The organism is Tetragenococcus koreensis (assembly GCF_003795145.1).
In the GTDB taxonomy this organism is placed as follows: Bacteria; Bacillota; Bacilli; order Lactobacillales; family Enterococcaceae; genus Tetragenococcus; species Tetragenococcus koreensis.
Genome location: NZ_CP027786.1, coordinates 1,334,311 through 1,351,646, shown reverse-complemented (window position 1 = coordinate 1,351,646; position 17,336 = coordinate 1,334,311). Strand labels below are relative to the sequence as shown.

General features: G+C 36.7%; 16 protein-coding genes and 1 pseudogene. 13 read left to right on the top strand and 4 right to left on the bottom strand.

The annotated features are described in order from the left end of the window. Positions 1–102: 102 nt before the first annotated feature. The 3 genes from C7K43_RS06480 (at position 103) to C7K43_RS06470 (ending at position 3,313) form a co-directional block, all read left to right on the top strand. Complete coding sequence (locus C7K43_RS06480) at positions 103–1,818, top strand: ABC transporter ATP-binding protein (RefSeq protein WP_124006124.1); 1,716 nt, start codon at positions 103–105, stop codon at positions 1,816–1,818. 231 nt (positions 1,819–2,049) lie between these two features. After that, positions 2,050–2,448: a transcriptional regulator SpxA gene (gene spxA / locus C7K43_RS06475; protein WP_124006123.1), complete on the top strand. Its 399-nt coding sequence runs from the start codon at positions 2,050–2,052 to the stop codon at positions 2,446–2,448. Between the two features lie 154 nt (positions 2,449–2,602). Beyond that, positions 2,603–3,313, top strand: coding sequence for an adaptor protein MecA (locus tag C7K43_RS06470; protein ID WP_124006122.1), 711 nt, complete (start codon positions 2,603–2,605; stop codon positions 3,311–3,313). Between the two features lie 119 nt (positions 3,314–3,432). Here C7K43_RS06470 and C7K43_RS06465 read toward each other — a convergent pair. Then, positions 3,433–4,742 (bottom strand): annotated as a pseudogene (locus tag C7K43_RS06465) (ISL3 family transposase). A gap of 214 nt (positions 4,743–4,956) precedes the next feature. On the opposite strand from C7K43_RS06465, the gene C7K43_RS06460 reads away from it, so the two are divergent. Together C7K43_RS06460 and pepF are read left to right on the top strand one after the other, a co-directional pair. Then, complete coding sequence (locus C7K43_RS06460; RefSeq protein ID WP_124006121.1) at positions 4,957–5,922, top strand: competence protein CoiA; 966 nt, start codon at positions 4,957–4,959, stop codon at positions 5,920–5,922. Between the two features lie 93 nt (positions 5,923–6,015). Continuing rightward, a complete protein-coding gene (gene pepF, locus C7K43_RS06455; protein WP_124006120.1) occupies positions 6,016–7,833 on the top strand; it encodes an oligoendopeptidase F in 1,818 nt (605 codons plus the stop codon). 147 nt (positions 7,834–7,980) lie between these two features. Here pepF and C7K43_RS06450 read toward each other — a convergent pair whose 3' ends face one another. After that, a complete protein-coding gene (locus C7K43_RS06450) occupies positions 7,981–8,556 on the bottom strand; it encodes a CYTH domain-containing protein (RefSeq protein WP_124006119.1) in 576 nt (191 codons plus the stop codon). A gap of 157 nt (positions 8,557–8,713) precedes the next feature. On the opposite strand from C7K43_RS06450, the gene yjbM reads away from it, so the two are divergent. From yjbM to mgtE, 4 genes are read left to right on the top strand one after another with little or no spacing between them, the layout of a single operon-like run. Then, positions 8,714–9,391 (top strand): GTP diphosphokinase, encoded by a 678-nt coding sequence (gene yjbM / locus C7K43_RS06445; RefSeq protein ID WP_124006118.1) that lies wholly within the window; start codon positions 8,714–8,716, stop codon positions 9,389–9,391. Beyond that, a complete protein-coding gene (locus tag C7K43_RS06440; protein ID WP_124006117.1) occupies positions 9,384–10,190 on the top strand; it encodes an NAD kinase in 807 nt (268 codons plus the stop codon). The genes yjbM and C7K43_RS06440 overlap by 8 nt, the downstream gene beginning before the upstream one ends. A gap of 5 nt (positions 10,191–10,195) precedes the next feature. Beyond that, on the top strand, positions 10,196–11,098 hold the full coding sequence (locus C7K43_RS06435; protein WP_124006116.1) for an RluA family pseudouridine synthase: 903 nt from the start codon (positions 10,196–10,198) through the stop codon (positions 11,096–11,098). 5 nt (positions 11,099–11,103) lie between these two features. Beyond that, positions 11,104–12,468, top strand: a complete 1,365-nt coding sequence (gene mgtE, locus C7K43_RS06430) for a magnesium transporter (RefSeq protein WP_124006115.1) — start codon at positions 11,104–11,106, stop codon at positions 12,466–12,468. A 237-nt stretch (positions 12,469–12,705) separates the two neighbouring features. Here the strand turns inward: mgtE and C7K43_RS06425 are convergent, their stop codons facing one another. Continuing rightward, complete coding sequence (locus C7K43_RS06425) at positions 12,706–13,350, bottom strand: copper homeostasis protein CutC (protein WP_124006114.1); 645 nt, start codon at positions 13,348–13,350, stop codon at positions 12,706–12,708. Between the two features lie 85 nt (positions 13,351–13,435). Here C7K43_RS06425 and C7K43_RS06420 point away from each other — a divergent pair, with 85 nt between their 5' ends. From C7K43_RS06420 to C7K43_RS06405, 4 genes are all read left to right on the top strand, one after another. Further along, on the top strand, positions 13,436–14,278 hold the full coding sequence (locus tag C7K43_RS06420; RefSeq protein WP_124006113.1) for a methyltransferase domain-containing protein: 843 nt from the start codon (positions 13,436–13,438) through the stop codon (positions 14,276–14,278). A gap of 280 nt (positions 14,279–14,558) precedes the next feature. Beyond that, the gene (locus C7K43_RS06415; RefSeq protein ID WP_124006112.1) at positions 14,559–15,224 is read left to right on the top strand and encodes a tRNA (cytidine(34)-2'-O)-methyltransferase; all 666 of its coding nucleotides are present in this window, start codon (positions 14,559–14,561) and stop codon (positions 15,222–15,224) included. A gap of 16 nt (positions 15,225–15,240) precedes the next feature. After that, positions 15,241–16,083 carry an HAD-IIB family hydrolase gene (locus tag C7K43_RS06410; protein WP_124006111.1) on the top strand — a complete coding sequence of 281 codons (843 nt, stop codon included), beginning with the start codon at positions 15,241–15,243 and terminating at the stop codon, positions 16,081–16,083. Positions 16,084–16,112: 29 nt separating this feature from the next. Then, the gene (locus C7K43_RS06405) at positions 16,113–16,619 is read left to right on the top strand and encodes a pyrophosphohydrolase domain-containing protein (protein ID WP_186810717.1); all 507 of its coding nucleotides are present in this window, start codon (positions 16,113–16,115) and stop codon (positions 16,617–16,619) included. Positions 16,620–16,706: 87 nt separating this feature from the next. Here C7K43_RS06405 and C7K43_RS06400 read toward each other — a convergent pair whose 3' ends face one another. Beyond that, positions 16,707–17,168, bottom strand: a complete 462-nt coding sequence (locus C7K43_RS06400; protein WP_124006109.1) for a DUF2188 domain-containing protein — start codon at positions 17,166–17,168, stop codon at positions 16,707–16,709. Between the last annotated feature and the right edge of the window lie 168 nt (positions 17,169–17,336).

Here is a 17,336-nt window from a genome sequence, read left to right as displayed (position 1 = left end):
GAAAATATTCGTTTTCACAAAATTGGTAAAAAGTCTTTTGCTTTTCCAAACTGCATTCTCTATAATAAGGCTTATTGCTATGAAACAAATGGAGGGGTTATTTTGTTGGGACGTTTTTTTAGTTATTATCGGCCGTATAAACCGTTATTTATATTAGATTTTAGCTGTGCGATTATAGCAGGAATTTTAGAATTAGCCTTTCCGATTGCAGTCAATCAAGTGATTGATAAAATTATGCCGCAAAATAATTTTCGTATTATCTTACTTGCCTGTATTGGTTTGCTATTATTTTATGTCATTAACACTGGGCTTCAATACATTGTGGTATTTTTTGGACATAAGCTCGGGGTGCTGATTGAAACTGATATGCGCATTGAGTTATTTGAAAAATTACAGAGTCAATCATTTGAATACTATGACGAACAAAAAACGGGGAAACTACTTAGTCGTTTAACAACCGATCTATTTGATATCTCTGAAGTTGCTCATCATGGTCCCGAAGATGTTTTTATTACTGTTATGACTTTACTAGGTTCTTTTATATTGATGTTAAATATGCATGTAAAACTTGCGATTGCCACATTTATATTGGTTCCTTTTATTACTGTAGCTTTGATTTTCTTTAACAAAAAGATGACCAATGTTAATACGCAAATTTATGAAAGCATTGCTGAATTTAACGCAGGAGTTGAAGCAGCGGTTACTGGGATCCGAGTGACGCAATCATTTGCCAATGAAGCGTATGAAAATACAAAGTTTAACGGCTTGAGCAACTTGTATAAGAGAGCCAAATTAATGTTTTACAAGGTAATGGCAGTAAGTTCAGCTTATAATTATTTAATGATCCGCTTAATTAATTTATTTGCCTTAGTCTTTGGGGCGTATTACACCTTGCAAGGGGAGCTAACCAACGGTGAATTTGTTGGTTTTATCTTACTTTCAAATGTATTTATTCGTCCGATTGAAAAAGTAAATAATATGATTGAAGATTATCCTAAGGGGATTGCTGGGTTTAAGCGTTTAACCGAAGAACTAGATAAAAATACTACCGTTGTTGATCAACCTGACGCAATTGATGTGGCAAACTTGCAAGGAGCTATTTCTTATCAAGAGATTTCTTTTTCTTATGCTGATCATACTAAAGTATTGGATCATTTAAATCTTGATATACCAGCAGGAGAAACTGTTGCTTTTGTGGGTGAAAGTGGTTCAGGGAAAACGACGTTATGCAATTTATTACCGCGCTTTTATGAACCGAGTAGTGGGAAAATCACCATTGATGGGATCGACATTCAAAAGATGACTTTAGCTTCATTACGTGAACAGATTGGAACAGTGCAGCAAGATGTCTTTTTATTTCCGGGAACTATGCGAGAAAACATCGCATATGGAAAATTAGACGCCACCGAAGAAGAAATTGAACAGGCAGTGGGTCTTGCTCATTTAACAGGGGTTATCGAACGCATGAGTGACGGTTTGGACACGGTGATCGGCGAGCGTGGGGTTAAATTATCAGGCGGGCAAAAACAACGTGTTGCGATTGCTCGTATGTTTTTAAAAAATCCACCTATTCTTATATTGGATGAAGCAACATCAGCGCTTGATACAGAAACTGAAGAAGTGATTCAAGAATCGTTAAATTCACTAGCTGCTGGACGGACGACATTGATTATTGCCCACCGTTTGGCGACGATTAAACATGCAACGCGCATCATTGTTATGAGTGAAGCAGGTATTTTGGAAGAAGGAACTCACGAAGAGTTAATGGAAAAAGAGGGCCATTATAAAAAATTATATGACGCTCAGTTTCACGATTGAATGCCAAAAAAAGAACACTAATCTCATGTGAAGTATAAACAATTCATTGCTTTTTTGTATTTAAAAGCTGTCAAGAAAAAACAAAAAAGGTAAGAAAATTTTTAATTTAATAACAATAAAATTTTCGGAAAATGGGTGAACGCACTAGTAATTATAAATAAAGTGCGGTATAATAGAACAGTAGCATAACACAATGGTTTTGGCTTTATTATCATAAAGGAGTGATGCACATTGTTAACACTATATACTTCCCCTAGTTGTACATCTTGTAGAAAAGCTCGTGCTTGGCTACAAGAGCACGAAATTCCTTTTGTAGAACGTAATATTTTTTCTGAACCATTAACTAGCGATGAACTAACAAATATTTTGCAAATGACAGAAGATGGTACGGAAGAAATTATTTCTACACGATCGAAAGTATTTCAAAAGTTAAATATGGATCTGGATGACCTTCCGCTCAATGAACTATTAAAACTAGTTCAAGAAAACCCAGGCTTATTGCGACGTCCCATTATGATCGACGATAAAAGATTACAAGTTGGTTTTAATGAAGACGAAATCCGCCGCTTCTTACCGCGTGATGTTCGTCAAATGGAACTACGCAATGCACAAATGATGGCAGGTTTATAAAAACGTTGAGGGAAATGTCCCTCAGCGTTTTTTTGTAAAGAAACAGGCAAAGGAGAGACTAAGAAAGGTTAGTTTTGAAGTTTTTTCTCTTTACATTTTAAACACTTCCGTTACAATGAACTTAGAGTATGAAAGTAAGTGAGGTGTAGCTAATATGGAAATGGAACACATCAATGAAAATACGATTCGCGTATTAATCAAAAATGAAGATTTAGCTGCCAGAGGAATCACTTTTTTAGACCTACTTGGAAATCGTAAGGAAATCGAAAAATTCTTTTATAGTATTTTAGAAGAAGTTGACGTTGAAGAAGAATTCAAAGGAAGCGACGCTGTGACTTTCCAAGTATTACCTAAGGGCGATGGCCTGGAACTTTTCATTAGCAAAAATGTTTCTATCGATAATGTCGATCCTTATGAAGCGTATGGCGATTATTATTCACCAGAAGAAATAACAGAATGGTTGAAACATGAAGATCCAGACGCTTATGAAGGCTATTCACAAGATGAAATTATGGATTGGTTCAAAAATCAATTTCCTGAAAAAAGCCAACAAGAAGAAACAGAACCAGAAACTTCTAAACATTCCTTTGTCTTTGAAATTGGAACGTTTGAAGATATGATTCAGTTAGCTTCTGAGATTTATCTAGATCAGGCAAAAAGTCGGCTTTACTTGCTGAACCAGGTTTATTACTTGAAAGTAGATTTTGCAGAAGAAGCAGTTGAAACACTTCAAACAGAAAATCAGTTAGCTTATTTAACTGAATTTGCTAAAAAGGTGTCTATAACGCCAGATTATCTGATCGAACATGGTGAGTTAATCATGGATCATGATGCTTTAGCAAAAACGCGAAAATATTTTTTATAGATTGAATTTAATTGTGGGCGGAAAATAAAATTATTTTTCGCCTTTTTTTATTGGCTCTTTGTCAACTGGTGTTGGTAAAGAAAACTCGATAAATAAAGGAAGCAGTTAGGCGCTATGGTCTAGCTGCTTTTTTTAGTTTGTATAGGTAAGGGTCCGGGTTGGAAATACTTTCCTCGGTATAAAAAGATCCGTTGCCGAAAGTTCTCAAAGCTATGGAAACCATAAGCGACTCGTTTTAGGACTTTAATATGATTATTTAAACCTTCTAAAGGACCATTAGAGTAAGGCACCGTTAAAGCCAGCCGGATCTCTTGTCGATACTTGCGAAAGGTCTTGACTACGGGCTGAAACGGGTCAGGAAGCTGAGACAAATCGGTTTTTAATAATTGATCCAAACGTTCGATATCTTGCTTATGAAATGCAGAAAGGAACGATTGATAGATTTTATAGCCTTGTCTAAGCGTGGAATGATAACTTAATAAGCGGTCGACAATCTCTTGCTCGGTTAAATGATCCCGAAAACTAGGCCGCCAATATCGTTTTTTGTAATCCAGTGCCCAAGCTTTTTTCTGTAGAAGTTTCCAATATTTTTTGAGGTGCTTATATTCTTTTTGCCGACGGTTAAAGGTGTTCATCACTTGTTTCCGTTGTTGTTGGAAAGCTCGCCCAATATGTTGGCTCATATGGAAACGATCAATGACTAACTGCGCATTAGGAAAAAGGGCTTTAACTAAGGAAGCATACGGACTGTAAAAATCCGAAACGACATAGTGCACCTTGGCTCTTTCCTCTCTAGGATAACGAGCGAAAAAGGCTTCTAAATGAGGCAGTTGTCGATTAGCGACAATCTCTAAGAGTTGCCGCGTTTTCCCATTCATCATAATAAAACTCATGGCACCAGAAACTCGTTTGACCGATTGAAATTCATCAAAACAAAGTACTTCCGGTAAGGAAGTATTGGGGTTAGCTGTTTAGGTTGAAAACTATGCAGCACACGTAAAACTGTCGTCGGCGAAACATGCTTCAACCGGGCGACCATTGACATCGACAAGGGTTGAGCTAATTTTTCTGCAATGGCGAGTTTGACGCGTCGAGCGATCGAACAATGACGGTCCGCGACACTGGTTTCGGCGATAGAAGTTTTCCCGCAAGTTTTACAACGAAAACGTTGTTTCTTCATTTTAAGTAAGGTTTTGTATTCACTCACATCGTTAAGCTGAATCGTCACTTCCTTGAATCCCCATTTCATTAAACAAGCCGTATCTTCTTCGCCACAGTGAAAACAGGCTTGTGGACGATAAGAAAGCTGACCATAAAAGACAAAACAAATGACGCCGTTAATGGCTTCTTTTTGGAAACAATCTTCTTCAAAAGTCAGATTTAAGTCTAGGATATCTAGGATTTCTTTAGTATAATGAGAGATGGACATCTTGAAACACTCCTTTGGATATTTGTTTGGTACCTTTATTCTACGGGTTTTCAAGGTGTCTGTTTTCTATTTTGCTCAGAAAATATAAAAAAACTAGTATGGGCTACAAGAAAATCATTCTTGTCTACCAACACTAGAAATTATAGAGCCTTTTTATTGTAAAAAAAAGAATTTGCAAAAAAATGCGTATCTTCTTTTAAAGGAGGAGATTCACATGTTAATTGCAAATTCTAGTTCCGGAGCGCGAATAGATGCTCGAACCTTTAAACAAGAGAAAAATTATGCCGGTCCCTTATTTTGTCCTAGTTGTCACGAACCTGTGTTTTATAAGCATGGGAAGGTAAATATTTCTCATTTTGCCCATTTTTCTCAAGCCGCGTGTGCTAGTTTCAGCGAGGGAGAAACCTATGAACATTTATCTTGTAAAGATTTTATAGCTAGTTGGTTGCAAGGGGGTCAATTAGAAGCTTACTTACCCAAGTTGCAACAACGCCCAGACATTCTTTATAAAAATATGGCAATTGAAGTACAATGTTCAATGTTACCCATAGAACGTTATGTAGAACGGACTCAAAATTATCTGGCTCACGGCTATTTCCCTTGGTGGTTGTTTGGTAAAAAGCTTAGCCCTAAAAATAAATTTACTAATTTACAAAAGGCGGGAACCTATTACCATCAGAAGTACGGTTTTTACCTTTGGCTGAGTAAGGCCGATGAAAAAGAAATTTGGTTGTTATATCATATTCGTTGGCATTATCGTTGGGGCTTTTTTTATCGTATAAAAAAATGGCAGCCTGGTGACCTACCGCTTACTAAACTTTTTACCGTGATAGCAGATAAACCGCTTCCTGTAATGTGGGATACAAAACAGTACCGTTTTTTTATTTATAAAAAGTTAGCACAAAAGCAGCTTAAAGCGATTCGCTTACAAGAAAAATTATATTTGATGGGGACCACTTTTCAAGATTTACCTGATTGGTGCTATAAACCTAGTTTATATCAGTTTTTCTTTGAAGATGAATTATTATTCTTACGCTTTTGCTATTTGAAAACAAATTCGTTTTCCCAGTGGCTGCAAAAAATCAAGCTTTTAGCCCATCCCTGGCTCTACCCGTTGGTGTCACAAAAAGAAATTTTACAGGCGATTTATGTGGAATGTCAGGAACTTGTCAGAAATTAAAAGAAGATTTTTGCAGCTTAAAAAAGTTATGGTAAACTTGTATTATAAAGCGCAGGAGAAAAATTTTTCCTGCATAGTAAAGGAGAAGATCGAATGTCAGAACCCAAAAAATTACCTGAGCGTAATGAAGTACCTGAAAAATTGACTTGGGATTTAACAAAAATCTTTGCAAGCGACCAAGCGTTTGAAGAGGCATTTACCACACTACAAGAAAAAATAAAACAAGCAGATTCTTATAGAGGAACCCTAGGTGAGGGAGCGTCAGCATTTTTGGCTGCGATTGAGTATTTATTAGATGTTTCGCGCCAATTAGAAACACTTTATGTTTATAGTCATTTAAAAAATGATCAAGATACATCAAATACTACTTATCAAGCGCTTAACTCTAGAGCAGGCGCGCTAGTTACCCAAGCTGACGAAGAATTATCGTTTTTTGAACCTGAATTGCTATCTTTAAGTGACGAAACGATTTGGCAATACTTCAAAGATGAACCAAGACTTGAGATTTATCGACACTTTGTCGAACAAATTGTGGCTAATCGAAAACATGTTTTGCCTAAAGAACAAGAGGCATTATTAGCAGGCGCGGGAGAAATTTTTGGTGCTTCTAGCAACACATTTTCTATACTGAATAATGCTGATTTAGCTTTTCCTGTCATTGAAGATGAAAACGGTGAAAAAGTGCAACTTTCTCACGGTGTTTACGGACAATTAATGGAAAGTACGGATCGTTTAGTTCGCAAAAATGCATTTAAAGGTTTGTATAGTGTGTATAAACAGTTTGGTAATACACTTGCTTCCACACTAAACTCGCACATCAAAACTCATAATTATCAAGCCAAAGTTCGCCATTATGATTCAGCTAGAGCAGCTGCATTATCAAATAATCATATACCAGAAAGTGTTTATGATACTTTAGTAGATGTTGTTAATAAGAATTTGAAATTACTTTATCGTTACATGGGGCTTAGAAAACGACTGTTGCAAGTGGATCAATTGCATATGTATGATGTTTACACGCCGCTTTTAGGAGAAGCGCCAATTCGTTTTACCTATGAACAAGCAATTGACAAAGCATTTGAGGCGTTGACTCCAATGGGCGAAGAATATTTATCTGTGGTAAAAAAAGCTTTTGATGAACGCTGGATTGATGTTGTGGAAAACCAAGGAAAACGTAGCGGCGCTTATTCATCCGGGACGTATGATACTAACCCTTATATTTTATTGAATTGGCATGATACGCTAGATCACGTGTTTACCTTGGTGCATGAGATGGGACATAGTGTTCATAGTTACTTTACCCAAAGCAATCAACCTTATGTGTACGGTGATTATTCTATTTTCTTAGCGGAAATTGCTTCAACTACCAATGAAAATATTTTGACAGAACATCTTTTAAAAACAGAAGAGGACCCTCGCGTTCGTTCGTATGTATTAAATCATTATCTAGATGGCTTCAAGGGAACTGTTTTCAGACAAACCCAGTTTGCGGAATTTGAACATTTTATGCACACAGAAGATGCTAATGGAACGCCATTAACGAGTGAATTTTTGAATGACCATTACGGCGAATTGAACAAACGTTACTATGGCGATGAAATGGAAGATGATCCAGAAATTCATCTGGAATGGTCACGGATTCCACATTTCTATTATAATTATTATGTATTCCAATATGCCACTGGTTTTTCTGCTGCTTCTGCGTTATCACAAAAAATATTAACAGAAGGGCCAACCGCCTTGGATCATTACTTGTCTTACTTGAAAGCTGGCGACAGCGATTACCCAATTGAAGTCATGAAAAAAGCGGGTGTCGATATGACAAAAGCCGATTATTTGGAAGATGCAATGCACGTTTTTGAAGAACGACTCAATGAACTAGAATTGTTGGTCGACGAATTAGAAAAGTAAATAAATAAAGTCAAGTGAGCCAGCAACTTTTTTAGTTGTTGGCTCGCTTTTATGTGTCCGTAAACTTCTTTATAAAATGATTCCCGTCAAAAAACGGCGGTACTTCATCAAAAAGAGGTACCACCGTAAGATTTTATTTGTTAAAAATTACTTTTGAGCTTGAGCAGCTCGCACAATTTTATTTTCTGCTGGTTTATAAGAAAGGTTAAACTTAGCTAAAAGGTTTTGGAAATCTTGCTTGCCCTTTTTTGAGTTTTCGACTTCCAACTCTAACTCGTAATCGTGTTGGTCACTGTACCAGCTTTCATCAAGTGCAAGTAAACCTTCATTTATTGGAAACTCTGCTCGTTTTGTGGTTAACTCAGCAAATAAAGTTAAATCTTCAGCTGCGATATTATAATCACGTAATTTGTTCGCCACATTACCAGTTGGTAGGATTTTTTGTTGGTCAATGAACTTTTGCGTTTGTTCTGCACTTAATTGATCTGTTGTTTCAAGCAGCCCAACTTCTTCAGGCGTTTTTAAAGTAAGCTCTCCGTAGCTAGCTAATTGTCTGATTCGCAAACCGCAATGGTTGGCTGCTAATTTTTGGTCTGGTGTATCAAAATAACAATTTTTTTGCGTATGGAAATTTTCAGATTGTAATTGATAATAGTGGACAATCCGGTTATAATCATCATTTGTTAATAAAATCTTGAATTCGATTTCTGTTTGTTGGCTCATAAAATTTCGCTCCTTTTCTTCTTTGTACAAAAAAATTTGTTATTCGTCAATGATTTAAGCTAAAATAAAACGTAGAGTCGAAAAAAGATAGTAAAGCTTTTTTATCAATTATGATAGAATGATAGATGGATGTTTGCTTGGAAATGAGGGATCGCAAATGGAAAAAAATTGGGAAAATATATTAGCTCCTTACGAGCAAGCCGTTACTGAGCTTAAAGTTAAATTACGGGGAATTCGCAAAGAGTTTCGCGAAAAAAATGAACATGTGCCGATTGAATTTGTAACCGGACGTGTCAAACCAGTCGATAGTATTTTAGCAAAATCAAAATTGCGTAATATTCCTTTTGATCGATTAGAAAGTGAAATGTCAGATATTGCTGGCTTAAGAATCATGTGTCAATTTGTTGAGGATATTTATGAAGTGGTTCAAATTTTGCGTAGCCGTAAAGATATGAAAGTAATTGTAGAAAGAGACTATGTAACAAATAGCAAACAAAGTGGTTATCGTTCTTATCATTTAGTAATTGAGTATCCCGTCCAATTAGTCGAAGGACCACGTGATCTTTTGGTTGAAATCCAAATCCGTACACTGGCAATGAATTTTTGGGCAACCATTGAACATTCATTAAATTATAAATATCAAGGCGATTTTCCAGAAGAAATTAGCAATCGTTTAATCCGTGCGGCAGAAGCGGCGTATCGCTTAGATGAAGAAATGTCGAGTATTCGTGAAGAAATTCAAGAAGCTCAACACCTTTTTTCTCACGGTAAGAGGGAAAGACACGCAGCAGATCATTCCAATGAAAAAGATAGAAAGGAGATACACGATGACTGAAGGAAAAGTAGCGATTATCCAAAATAAACAAGAGGCTTCATCTGCTGCTAACAACAAGTTGACCGCACTTTTAAAAGAAGCAAATTACACCATTGACCAAAATGATCCGGATATTGTCATCTCTATCGGAGGAGACGGCACCTTTCTTTCGGCATTTCACGAGTTTGACCACAAGCTAGACCGTATTCGATTTTTAGGTGTACATACAGGGCACTTAGGTTTTTATACGGATTGGCGTGATTTTGAACTAGAAGAGTTGGTGTCTAACTTATCAAATGATGAAAATCCGCCAATCAGCTATCCGCTATTAGATGTGCAGGTAAAATACTATGATCAAAAGAAGCCACAACGATTTTTAGCATTAAATGAAGCGACGATTAAACGTGCTACTCGTACCATGGTAGCAGATGTTTATATTAAAGATGAGATATTTGAACGTTTCAGAGGAGATGGGCTATCGGTTTCTACACCGACTGGTTCAACTGCTTATAACAAAAGCGTAGGCGGTGCTGTACTACATCCAAGGATTAATGCTTTTCAATTAGCAGAAATTGCTTCTTTGAACAACCGGGTGTTTCGGACATTAGGTTCACCTATTATTATCTCAGATAGTGAATGGCTAGAAATTAGTTTAGAAGAAAGCAGCGATTACATGGTTACGATTGATCGCTTTACTGTTGAGCATGATGAGATCGAATCGATTTCGTTTAAAATTGCCGACGAACGTGTGCATTTTGCATCGTATCGCCACATGCATTTCTGGCGTCGTGTGAAAGATTCATTTATTGGAGAAGTATAAGCATTATGGAATTTTGTTATGTATATCAAAAGCACGAACCACAGCAGGTCAAATTTTTTTTAAAAGAACAGGGAATTTCAAAAGGATTACTTGCAAAGATTAAATTTCAGGGCGGTAAAATTTTTGTTAATGACAAAGTTGAAAATGTTTTATATTCTTTAAAGGCAGAAGATAGCGTGAGAATTATCATCCCTGATGAAGGTAGCCATGAAACATTGCTTCCTGACAGCGCCTCACTTGACATCGTCTACGAAGATGAGCATCTACTAGTGGTAAATAAACCTGCTGGGATTCCTTCCATTCCTGCTCAGTATCATCCTAATGGTACGATGGCCAATCGTGTCAAATCCTATTATCAAAAACAAGGATATAAAGACCAAGTAGTTCATGTTGTAACGCGCTTGGATCGAGATACATCAGGTTTGATGTTATTTGCCAGGCACGGTTTTGCCCATGCTTTATTGGATAAAGAGTTACAAAAAAAACAACTTATAAAAAAATACCAGGCGATTATTTCTGGTAATTTAGCGTTGTTTAAACAGCATGATTTGATAAACTTTCCGATTTTGCGGGATCCAACGTCAATTATTAAGCGACAAACGGGCGCTAATGGTAAGTCAGCAGAAACTGAATACTGGGTCAAAACAAGGAATGAGGAGCTCGCTTTAGTTGATATTCAACTTCATACAGGAAGAACGCACCAGATTCGTGTTCATTTTTCCGCGGCAGGTTTTCCTTTAGTTGGAGATGATTTATACGAAGGGGAAATGTCTTTTTCGCTTAAAAGGCAGGCACTACATTGTGGAGAGTTAGAATTTATTCACCCATTTACCCAAGAGAAACTTTACTTTAGACAACAACTCCCTCAAGATATGGAGAAATTAGCGAAAATTATTGAAACGAGGTGACAAGATTGGATGAAACACAAGAATTGGAAGTACGTTTTGCTCAATTAAAAAAGGATTTAAAAGAGAATAATTTACCGGATTTTCGGGAAAACTTCCTAGAGATGCATATCTATGAACAAAGTCAGTTCTACCAAACATTGGATGAGAACGAACGACAACTTGTCTACGCCTATCTGTCACCCCGCGAGTTAGCAGAGATGTTTGATGTGCTTGAAGAAGATAATGAAAATATAAAAGATTATCTAGGTGAAATGCGCGCTGGTTATGCAAGTGACATGTTAGCACAAATGTATACTGATAACGCTGTGGACTTATTGAATACCTTGAATAAAAAACAAATGGGAAAATATTTGAGTTTGATGGACGCAGAGGATGCTGCAGAAATCAAAGAATTGTTGCATTATGAAGATGAGACTGCCGGCGCGATTATGACCACTGAATTTGTTTCAATCGTCGCTAATCAAACCGTACGTTCGGCTATGTATGTACTAAAAAGAGTCGCAAAAGAAGCAGAAACCATTTACTATACCTATGTGGTTGACCAAGATAATTATTTAGTTGGAGTTATTTCACTGAGAGATTTACTTGTCAGTGATGATGACGAAATGATTGCTGATATTTTAAATGACCGGATTATTTCTGTTCATGTAGGCGATGACCAAGAAGATGTCGCTCAAACCTTCCGTGATTATGATTTTTTGGCTTTACCAGTTACTGATTATGAAGATCACTTATTAGGGATTGTTACTGTCGATGATATTATTGACGTTATCGATGACGAAGCAGCGAGCGACTACTCTGGTTTAGCTGGGGTTAATGTAGAAGAAGTGCACGAAAACCCAGTAAAGGCAGCATCCAAACGCTTGCCTTGGTTGATTACATTACTTTTTTTAGGTATGGCAACGGCGAGTTTAATTAATCGTTATGAAGAGCTGGTTAGTGAAGCTAGTATTTTAGCAGCTTTTATAACGCTTATCACAGGAACGGCCGGTAACGCAGGTACACAATCTTTGGCCGTGGCTGTTCGCAGGTTGGCTTTTAATGATAATAAAGCAAAAAGCTATTTGCAGACGATATTGAGTGAGATTTTGACTGGATTGGTCACAGGTTTTGTTACTGGTTTGACCATTTTAGCCATTGTTTGGGTATGGCAGGGCAATCCTATACTGGGTTTTGTCATAGGTATGGCGATGATGTGTGCTATTACAGTAGCTAACTTAGCAGGAAGCTTGATTCCAATGCTTATGGATAAGCTAGGTTTTGATCCGGCAGTTGCCAGTGGTCCTTTTATCACAACTTTGAGTGATTTAACTAGCGTTTTAATCTATTTTAATATTGCCAGTCTATTTATGAATTATTTTATTGGTTAAAATAGATAAGAAAAGAGCAAAAAAGCGTGCGCTTTTTTGCTCTTTTCTACTATATCATTTGAAGAATAGCGAAGTGGTAGATCTATTTTTAATTTAAAGTACTATCGATAAATGAATGTTATTTTCATTCCTTGCTGTTGTTTTGTTGAGCAAATCGTTAATGAATGACTTACGTTTTTTTAGGTAACAGGCTAAAAGGAAGAGAAAAGGGAAACAGCCCAAAGGTTAGTTTATGCCTCAGCTTTCCACTGGAATAATTTTTGTCCCATGAACTTCGTTTACACCTAACGTATTAGCAACTTCTTCAGCATTTTCTGCTGTAATACCACCGCCTGGCAAGACGGTAAGCCGGTTATCAGCATGGTTGATCAAATCAATGAGGTGCTGAGTATTTTCAGTGATCAAAGTATGGCTAGGACCGCCGTGGGTTAAAATACGTGTTATTTCACGTTCACTTAACCAATCAATGGCTTCATATTGACGTTCTGCTAGAATTTGGTCAAAGGCCATATGAAAAGTGATTTGCAAACCTGCTGCAGCTTCAATCAAACGTTCCAAGGCTTCTTCATCTAACCAGTTGTTAGGTGTCAAACAACCTAAGACTACGCCATCAACGCCTAATTTTTTAGCTTCAATCAGGTCGGTTTCCATAATACGCAGCTCAATGTCATTATAGATATAATCACCAGCTCGAGGGCGGATCATAGTCATGAGAGGGACACCCTTTTCACTAGCATAAGCTAGGCTTTCTTCTATTACACCCGTACTTGGCGTGGTTCCTCCAACGCTGAGATTATCGCAAAGTTCGATTCGTTTAGCGCCATTTGCAATCGCTGCTGGAAGATTAGTATAATTTTCTGCACAAAATTCTTTTAATAACATAAAAATTCTCCTTTACTTTATCAAGGGCCCACCTAGCATTTTAGCATGAAATTGTGCTAAAGTATTGAAGAATGAGGAGAAGATAATGAAGAAAAAAATACAACGAAGTCAAGAATTTATCCATACTTATAATTACTTATTTCAATGCCCAATTTGCCAAGCAAAAACACAAGCTAGCCAAACGAGCTTATGCTGCAGTAATGGTCATCAATTTGACCTTTCAAAAAAGGGAACTTTATATTTTTTAAAACATCAAGTTAAATCCGAATATCAAAAAAAGATGTTTGAACATCGCCGAGTTATGATTAAAAGCGGTATGTACCAACCACTTTTAGAATTTCTATCCGCCTATTGTGAAAATGAGCAAATTTTAGATGTCGGTTGTGGCGAGGGGAGCTTCTTACAAGAAATTGCTGAAGCGGTCGAACTTCAACCAAGTGTCGGTTTTGATATTGCTAAAGAAGCTATTTATTTAGCGACTGAGGATACGCATAATATTTTTTGGTGCGTAGCAGATTTAACCAATCTGCCTTTTTCCGATCAATCTTTTTCAACTATTTTAAATATATTCTCTCCTTCAAATTATGCAGAATTTCGTCGCGTGCTGCAAAAAGATGGACAAGTCATTAAAGTCGTTCCACAAAGTGGATATTTGCAAGAATTAAGAGAAGCTTTCTATCCCAATGATGTGAACAAACAAACGTATTCAAACGAACAAGTTGTAAATAAGTTCGAACAGTCTTTTTCTGCAGTTACCTATAAAAGACTTACCTATAGTTTTGTAATTCCAGAAGAAAAACGAGCGTCATTGTTAGAAATGTCCCCTTTAGAATGGAATGTTTCTACAGGACAAAAAGAAAAATTAAAACAAAGTCCATTAGAAAAAATAACAATTGATTTAGATGTGTTAATTGGGAAGAATAAGTGAAAAAAATTTGAATATTTTTGTTTTAATTTCTTGCATTTGTAACATGAGTTTGTTATATTAGATCCAAGTTGCTTTTCATTGGTTTTTATCAGCATCCTGTTCTGATAAAAGTTAGTGAAAAGAACTTCACTAACGTAACGACTCGCAGTGCTTGACACCGAGTTGCTGCGTTTTTTTTTGCTTATTTAAAAATAAACATTTGCGGCTGTCAAAATTGAAAAAGTGCGTTATTATAATAGTATTATCATTTTAACGTAAATTAAGAAAAGAGGAACTTTCATTGAACCATGTTGCTTTATTTGAACCATTAATCCCGAATAATACGGGAAATATTTCTAGAAGTTGTGCAGCTACTAATTCGCCATTACATTTGATTGAACCACTTGGTTTTTCAACAGATGATAAGCATTTAAAACGGGCTGGCCTAGATTATTGGGATAATGTAGATATTACCTATCACAAAAATCTAGAAGATTTTTTAGCTGTAGTGGGAGATCAACCACTACATTTAATTACAAAGTTTGCGCACAAAATTTATAGCGAGGAAAACTTTGACGATGGACAGGACCACTATTTTCTTTTCGGGAAAGAAACGACTGGATTACCCGAAGAATTTATGCGTGAAAATGAGGAAAAATGTTTACGCCTGCCAATGAACGATACACATGTACGTTCGCTAAACTTAGCAAATACAGTGATTACTGTCGTTTATGAAGCTTTACGGCAACAAGATTATCCTAACTTGGAATTGACCCACCACTATGATAATGATGAATTAACCGAGCTTAAAGAAGCAGTTACTAATGCCCAAAAGCAAGGAAAAAAAGTTGCTGTTATTTTCAATAATAATGCAGGCGGCGATGCAGCGGAAAATGCGTTGCAATTTAAAGATCTATTACAACTTGATTTTGAGAATTTGAACCCTAGCCAGTTGGATTTGTTTTAAGAAGTTGGTGAGTGAAATGATAAAGGCAATTTTTTTTGACATTGATGGTACACTTTTGACCAGCAGAGGACGGATTGCGAAAAGTACTATAAAAGCCATTGAAGACGCACATAGGAAGGGGTATTTATGCGGAGTTTCGACTGCTCGAACTCCCTCCAGTGTCGCTCATATTTTAAAAGATTTACATTTTGACTTATTTATCACATGTAATGGGCAATTGGTTTATACTAAAGAGCAGATGATTTATGCTCAACCCTTTGAGCAAAAGGTTTTAACTGAAATTGTAACGTATGCAGATGAACATTCGCGTCAAATGATCTTGTGTGGCAAAGAACATTCTGCTGGCAGCTGGACCATGCGTTTGAGCCAATCTACTTGGATGTTGCCTTTTGCTCGTTTTATTCCGGGTTGGTTTCCCATCCGCAAATTGAAATTATTATTACAAAAACACAGTCCTAACCGCCGAAAACAGCGCTACGCCAATCTTGCTATTTTGCAAGAGCCCATTTATCAGTGTGTGTTACTCAGTGCTGAATATGAGACAGGAAAACTAGAGGCAGCTCTGCCAAACTGTGACTTTAAACGTTCTAATCCATACTCTGTGGATATCGTACCTAAGGGCAGCTCAAAACTAGTCGGTCTCAAATTTTTAACTGCTCATTTAGATATTAAATTAAATGAAGTAATGGTCTTTGGCGATCATTTAAATGATATTGAAATTATCCAAGGAGCCGGTGTGGGAATTGCTATGGGCAATGCCTCAACAAGTACCAAACAAGCGGCTGATTATGTGACTAAAACAAATAACCAAGATGGAATTGCCGATGCATTACGGCATTTTCAATTAATTAATGAATAGGAAGGAAGATATCGTTGGACCCTTTTGAAATGGCGAAAGAATTTCATGCTACGTTTAACCCTCAAAAACCGGATAAACCTACCGCCTTTACCAAAACAAAAGCACTTCATCGAACAGATTTTAAAGCAGAAGAACTCGTTGAATTGCTATATGCAACAAGTGCAGGTGACTCAGAAGAGTTTTCTGAGTTAGTGGAAGGGCTGCATAATGCAATAGAACAAGCAAAACAAAAAGTTTTAAACAAACCATCCGCAGAAACTGACCCACTGGTAGCACAAGCAGACGCTTTGGCGGATATTTTATATTTTACTTACGGCTCTTTTGTGTTGTTAGGTGTTGATCCCAAGCCTATAATGGATATCGTTCATCGAGCGAATATGGGTAAGTTATTTCCAGATGGCAAACCACACTATGATGAAAAAACCAATAAAGTGTTAAAACCAGCCAATTGGGAGAGAGACTTTGCCCCAGAAGCTAAAATAAAAGAAGAGCTGTTGCGTCAAACGAAAGACAGTGGGGCAAAAAAGAGGGATTAGCACGTAAGAATCAAAACAGTACGATCCTGTTTAGCAAATGAAAAAGCTTCTCCTGATTCAATACCAGGAGAAGCTTTTTCTAGAATATTATGATTCGTTATCAGAATAATCGTACGTTTCTTGTAATTGACCATCTTGTTTATAAATTTCTAATTTAGTTTCTTTATTTTTTGCGATATATTTTGCACGGTCAATTGCTTCATCTTTATTGTCATAGGTTTCACTCGGTTTTTTAGCGCCTTTTGAAATAACCTGCCATTGTTTATCTTGATAATTGACCTTAACATCTGCGTCTAATAATTTTCCGCCTCGTTTTGACTCACCGTGCCGGTCACTTTTTTGCGGCGGCTTTTCGTTACGAAAGGATTCTTTTTCTTCTGGACTTGCTTCATCATACCACTTCTGTGCTTGTTCTGTAGCAATTGGAATAGCACGACCTTCTGGATAACCATCTTGCAGTAAAGCATTGCCCATATCGATGGCTTTTTTACGTACTAGTTCATCTAAATTTTTCATCGATGTCGGGTAATCATTCATATCCCAAACCATTTGTCATCCTCCCTTTCTTAAGCTTGATTATAACTGATTTTTTTATTTTTTTAAAAGAATTCGCTTTCTTTACTAGTAATTGCAGTTTTGTGATAACAGAATTTTCATTCAAATTAGAAAATAAAATATTTTCTGAAAAATTGATTGCAAAACGATTAGAAATTTTGT

Excerpts from the sequence above, each read along its gene's own strand:
- C7K43_RS06450 (WP_124006119.1), bottom strand. The coding sequence starts at position 8,556 with ATGAGCCAACAAACAGAAATCGAATTCAAGATTTTATTAACAAATGAT.
- C7K43_RS06440 (WP_124006117.1), top strand. The coding sequence starts at position 9,384 with ATGACTGAAGGAAAAGTAGCGATTATCCAAAATAAACAAGAGGCTTCA.
- pepF (WP_124006120.1), top strand. The coding sequence starts at position 6,016 with ATGTCAGAACCCAAAAAATTACCTGAGCGTAATGAAGTACCTGAAAAA.
- C7K43_RS06470 (WP_124006122.1), top strand. The coding sequence starts at position 2,603 with ATGGAAATGGAACACATCAATGAAAATACGATTCGCGTATTAATCAAA.
- C7K43_RS06460 (WP_124006121.1), top strand. The coding sequence starts at position 4,957 with ATGTTAATTGCAAATTCTAGTTCCGGAGCGCGAATAGATGCTCGAACC.
- yjbM (WP_124006118.1), top strand. The coding sequence starts at position 8,714 with ATGGAAAAAAATTGGGAAAATATATTAGCTCCTTACGAGCAAGCCGTT.
- C7K43_RS06400 (WP_124006109.1), bottom strand. The coding sequence starts at position 17,168 with ATGGTTTGGGATATGAATGATTACCCGACATCGATGAAAAATTTAGAT.
- C7K43_RS06410 (WP_124006111.1), top strand. The coding sequence starts at position 15,241 with ATGATAAAGGCAATTTTTTTTGACATTGATGGTACACTTTTGACCAGC.
- C7K43_RS06405 (WP_186810717.1), top strand. The coding sequence starts at position 16,113 with ATGGCGAAAGAATTTCATGCTACGTTTAACCCTCAAAAACCGGATAAA.
- C7K43_RS06425 (WP_124006114.1), bottom strand. The coding sequence starts at position 13,350 with ATGTTATTAAAAGAATTTTGTGCAGAAAATTATACTAATCTTCCAGCA.
- C7K43_RS06435 (WP_124006116.1), top strand. The coding sequence starts at position 10,196 with ATGGAATTTTGTTATGTATATCAAAAGCACGAACCACAGCAGGTCAAA.
- C7K43_RS06420 (WP_124006113.1), top strand. The coding sequence starts at position 13,436 with ATGAAGAAAAAAATACAACGAAGTCAAGAATTTATCCATACTTATAAT.